1 protein-coding gene is annotated in these 953 nt (G+C 40.8%); it reads right to left on the reverse strand.

Annotated elements, in window-relative coordinates; genetic code table 11:
* A partial coding sequence (locus B0183_RS11595) for a M13-type metalloendopeptidase (RefSeq protein ID WP_131826781.1) occupies nucleotides 1-953 on the reverse strand: 953 nt, incomplete at both ends.

Genomic DNA, 953 nt, shown 5'->3' on the forward strand with positions numbered 1-953 from the left:
GCAATACTTAATCCGCCCAGATCCGCAATGTTTTCCCCTAAGGTGAAACGTCCATTGACAAAGATTTTTGGGGCAACTTCAAATTTATCAAATTGAGCAACTAGTTGATCGGCAAGGGCTTCAAATTTTTGTCGATCTTCGGCTGTCCACCACTCTTTTAAGTTGCCATCACCATCAAATTTTGAACCGCTATCATCAAAACCGTGAGTGATTTCGTGTCCGATAATAGCTCCGATAGCTCCAAAATTAACGGCAGGATCGGCGTTCATATCGTAAAGTGGTGCTTGTAAGATCCCAGCAGGGAATACAATACGGTTCATCAATGGGCTATAAGAGGCATTCACTACCTGTGGCAACATTCCCCATTCATTCAAATCAACAGGTTTGCCGATTTTACTTAAGGCTTCTTGGTAATTCCATTTGGCAATTTCACGCAAGTTAGCATAAAGCGAACCGCCCTGTTCTACGGTTTTTAAATGCAGTTGGCTATAATCTTTCCATTTGTTTGGATAACCAACTTCAACGATGAATTTATCTAGCTTCACTTTCGCCTTTGCTTTGGTTTCTGCCGACATCCAACTTAAATTGTCGATACGCTGATGGTAGGCTTTAACCAAATAACCAGCCATTTCAAGCAGGTCTTTTTTAGCTGTCGCAGGGAAGAATTTTTCCACATAAAATTGAGCAAATTCCTGCCCAATTTGGTTGTTAATCAAACGTAACGCACGTTTATCTAACGGTCTTTGCTGTTTCTGTCCCACCAACTGCTTGCCATAAAAAGCAAAATTCGCATCATCTAAGGCTTTGTTTAAATAGGTAGACGCATTTGAAATGGTTTTAAAGCGTAGGTAATCTTTAATTAACGCAAGATTTTGTGGGTTGATGAGCTGATCAAACTGTTTTAAGAAATTCGGCTCCCACACAATGACTTCTTCCGTATTCACCCCAACGGC

The organism is Glaesserella parasuis, assembly GCF_002015085.1.
Classification (GTDB): Bacteria; Pseudomonadota; Gammaproteobacteria; order Enterobacterales; family Pasteurellaceae; genus Glaesserella; species Glaesserella parasuis.